Raw genomic sequence first — 2,965 nt, forward strand, 5'->3', positions numbered from 1 at the left:
AAGACCCCCGCGTCCACTGCGCCCTGAGTATTGGACAGGAGCTTCGCCTTGACGGGCTCGGTTTGCGCCAGGCGCAGGATCTCGTCCTTGGGCAGGCCCGCTTCCACGAGGGAGGCGGCGTAGACCTCAGGGTCGTCCATCTTGCGGCCGCGAACCCACATGTCGTCGTAGACCTGGTTCACGAAGGCCTCGAACACGCCGGCCACCTGGGCCGCCACCGCGCCCCGCATCAGCTGGAGCGTGTTGACGGGAAAATGCGGATTGAACCGGAAGTCGGAGAGGCCGTGCTTCCTGAGGAAGCGCTCCGTCTCGATGCGCTCATACTCGGGCTTGTTCTTGATGTGCGCAAAGGCCGTGGCCGGCGACTGGTTGCCGGTGAGCTTGAAGACGCCGCCCAGGAGGATGGGCACATAGGTGAACCTGGCCCCGGTACGGGCCTCGATCTTCGGGAGCACGCGGTGGCACATATAGGCGTTCGGGCTGCCGAAATCGAAGAAGAACTCGACGTTCATCTCTTTCCTCTCGTCGAAGTGCGCGGCTGCCGAATGCAGTCGATCCATGAGTGTGAAAATAGCACTGACAGACGAACGCCCCCTGATCAAGCCCTCATTCGGGCAAGTTCAGGAACTGGCCGGCGAATCTTCCGGTGCGTCCGCTCCCCACGCCCTGAGTCAGTGGAGCTTGATCGGGTTCCGGGGCGCGGGCTTGAACGCCCGAGCCAGGTGGTCCGCAATCGCCGCTGGCGGGAGGCTGGACGCGGCGGGCCGGGGGGCGCCCGCCGGATAGAACTCCGGCAGCGGCGTCCGCAGCAGGCGGGGCAGGGCCAGGAACCCGAGATAGCCATCCGAGCCGATCGGTGCGGCGATGTCCAGCCGGACGGCGGCGCGCCCGAGCAGGCCGCGGCCCGCTTCCAGCGTTGGCCCGAGCCCGCCCACGGCCCTGAGGAAAGCTCGATCCGCCGCCTCCGGCTCGGCCAAGCAGGCGAGGGCGTTTTCCACCATGCTCGCCTGCAGCGGCCCATATGCCCCGCCCTGGCGCCGGAAGGCCTGCGCCTGTCCGGCCAGCGCGGGCCGCAGAGCGGCAACCACGCGGGGATCGTCCAAGGCGATGGCCAGCAGGCCGAACGCGGCGTCGAACACGCGCATCGGCTGGGTGGCCAGGGCGAGCGCGCGGAGGTACTTCTCGATGACCGCCTCGCCGAATATGGCGGCGCTTCGGGCGGCCACGGCGCCGAACCACAGCGATCGCTCCTGCACGAGGGGCAGGCTCGGGGTCCAGCTGATCCATTCGAAGCTGTCCGCCATGTCGACGAGCCAGGCGCGGGCGTCCTTTGCGGTCGCCAGGAGGCTGAGGTGGCTGTTGGCCAGAGCCAGCCGCCAGTAGGTCTGCAATGCCCGCCGTCGCGCGGGCGCCGAACCGGTATCGGCCTGGAGGTCGCGGCGCATCTCGTGGAGACTGGCGACGCAGCGCGCGCCGAAGCGGTAGGCGGTGCGTTCCAACAGCGGGGCCCAACACAGGAGCTCGGCCATGCCGCGGCGGGAGGGATCCGTGGCGGGGTCGAACACCATCGCCAGCATCCCATCGGCCCGGGTCCGCGCGCCGGACCGATCGATGCTGGCCTGCATCCGCGGCCATAGCGCCGGGTCGCGACGGAGCGCGTCAAAGAGGTCGAAGCGGGCTCCGAGCGGCGGCGCCTGGCGGACCAGGACCGCGCCGCCAGCCTCGAGGCGGGCCCAGATCTCGGACGACGCCACCCGGACATGGACGGGCTCGAGAGCGCGTGCGCCCGACTGAGCGCGCAGCCACGTCTGGAGCTCGGGATCGCTCCCGAGCGCCAGCGCCGCGGCCAGGTCGCTGGCCATCTGTGCGACGTCTGCGGCAAGCGCCTCCTGGGATTCCACGGTGCGTCCTGCGGTCCTAGGGCGTTCGCGGCCCGGCCTCGGGCGGGGGCGGACCCAGGCCCAACCGGCCCCGAATGGCCTTGCGGGAATGCTCCAGCCGCGCGTCGGACCTCTCCGGATCCGGCTCGGCCCGCGCCAACGCCAGCGCGCCGACCAGCTCGGCGAGGACCGAATGGGCCTCCTCCTCCGGCGCCTTGCGTCCTGCGTGAGACAGCTGCCGCCGGATCAGGCCCGTCAGCCCGGCGAGTCCTTCAGCGAAGTTCGAACGCGCCGCGTCCGGGAGCCGCTCGGCCTCGCCGACCAGCAGCGGGACCGGGCAGGTCGCGGACAGGCGGTCCCGATGCGCCCGGCTGAGGTAGAAATCCACGTAGACGGCCAAGGTCTCAGCCGCATCCGACGTCCCCGAGGGCGCGGGCGGCGCCGCGGCTTTCGGCGAGAACATTTCCCGGACGCCGGCCGCGACCAGATCGTCCCGCGATCGGAAGTGCGCATAGAAGCCGCCGTGCGTGATGCCGGCCGCGGCGGTGACGCCGCCGATGGTGGTGGCGGCCACGCCTCGCGCACGGAGAGACTCCGCGGTCGCCCGCAGGAGGCGCTGGCGGGTCTTCTCCTTCTGTCCGGCGTCGTATCGCATCGCTCCGTCCGCCCGACCGTCATATTAGAGTCAGAAAATAGAACGGACAGGAAATCCTGCAACACCCGAATTGCCCCAGCGGATGACCGAGGGGAATTGCTTGGACCAGTGCATGGGAGGCGGTTGATGCGTCGGCGGATCCATGCGAATAAGGTTCGATTTTAATACTTATCGCGCGCCGATCTGGAGCTTTGCCGGGTCCACGCCTATGGGGAGAAGGAGATGGATCTCACCTTCAGCGCCGAGGACGAGGCCTTCCGCCAGGAGGTGCGGCAGTTCCTCGCCGAGGCCTTGCCCCCCAACCTCGCCCGGCGGGTGAGGCTGGGCCAGCACCTCAGCAAGCAGGAAACCGAGGCCTGGCAGGCCGCGCTCAGCGCGCGCGGCTGGCTCGCGCCCCATTGGCCGAAGGACTATGGCGGCCAAGGCTGGT

At 69.7% G+C, this 2,965-nt stretch carries 4 protein-coding genes; 1 reads left to right on the top strand and 3 read right to left on the bottom strand.

From position 1 onward, the window contains the following. From VGD44_RS24070 to VGD44_RS24080, 3 genes are all read right to left on the bottom strand, one after another. Positions 1-512 (bottom strand): 2-hydroxychromene-2-carboxylate isomerase (locus VGD44_RS24070; RefSeq protein ID WP_331090917.1); only part of this gene is annotated, 512 nt, incomplete at its 3' end. Positions 513-671: 159 nt separating this feature from the next. Beyond that, complete coding sequence (locus VGD44_RS24075; protein WP_331090918.1) at positions 672-1,901, bottom strand: hypothetical protein; 1,230 nt, start codon at positions 1,899-1,901, stop codon at positions 672-674. A 16-nt stretch (positions 1,902-1,917) separates the two neighbouring features. Further along, positions 1,918-2,535 (bottom strand): TetR/AcrR family transcriptional regulator, encoded by a 618-nt coding sequence (locus VGD44_RS24080; RefSeq protein ID WP_331090919.1) that lies wholly within the window; start codon positions 2,533-2,535, stop codon positions 1,918-1,920. Between the two features lie 222 nt (positions 2,536-2,757). On the opposite strand from VGD44_RS24080, the gene VGD44_RS24085 reads away from it, so the two are divergent. Beyond that, positions 2,758-2,965, top strand: a 208-nt coding sequence (locus VGD44_RS24085; RefSeq protein ID WP_331090920.1) for an acyl-CoA dehydrogenase family protein, incomplete at its 3' end; no start/stop codon positions are given.

It is taken from the genome of Phenylobacterium sp. (assembly GCF_036402295.1).
GTDB lineage: Bacteria > Pseudomonadota > Alphaproteobacteria > Caulobacterales > Caulobacteraceae > Phenylobacterium.

Bases quoted from the DNA above. Each gene is read 5' to 3' on its own strand.
- VGD44_RS24080 (WP_331090919.1), bottom strand. From the start codon at position 2,535: ATGCGATACGACGCCGGACAGAAGGAGAAGACCCGCCAGCGCCTCCTG.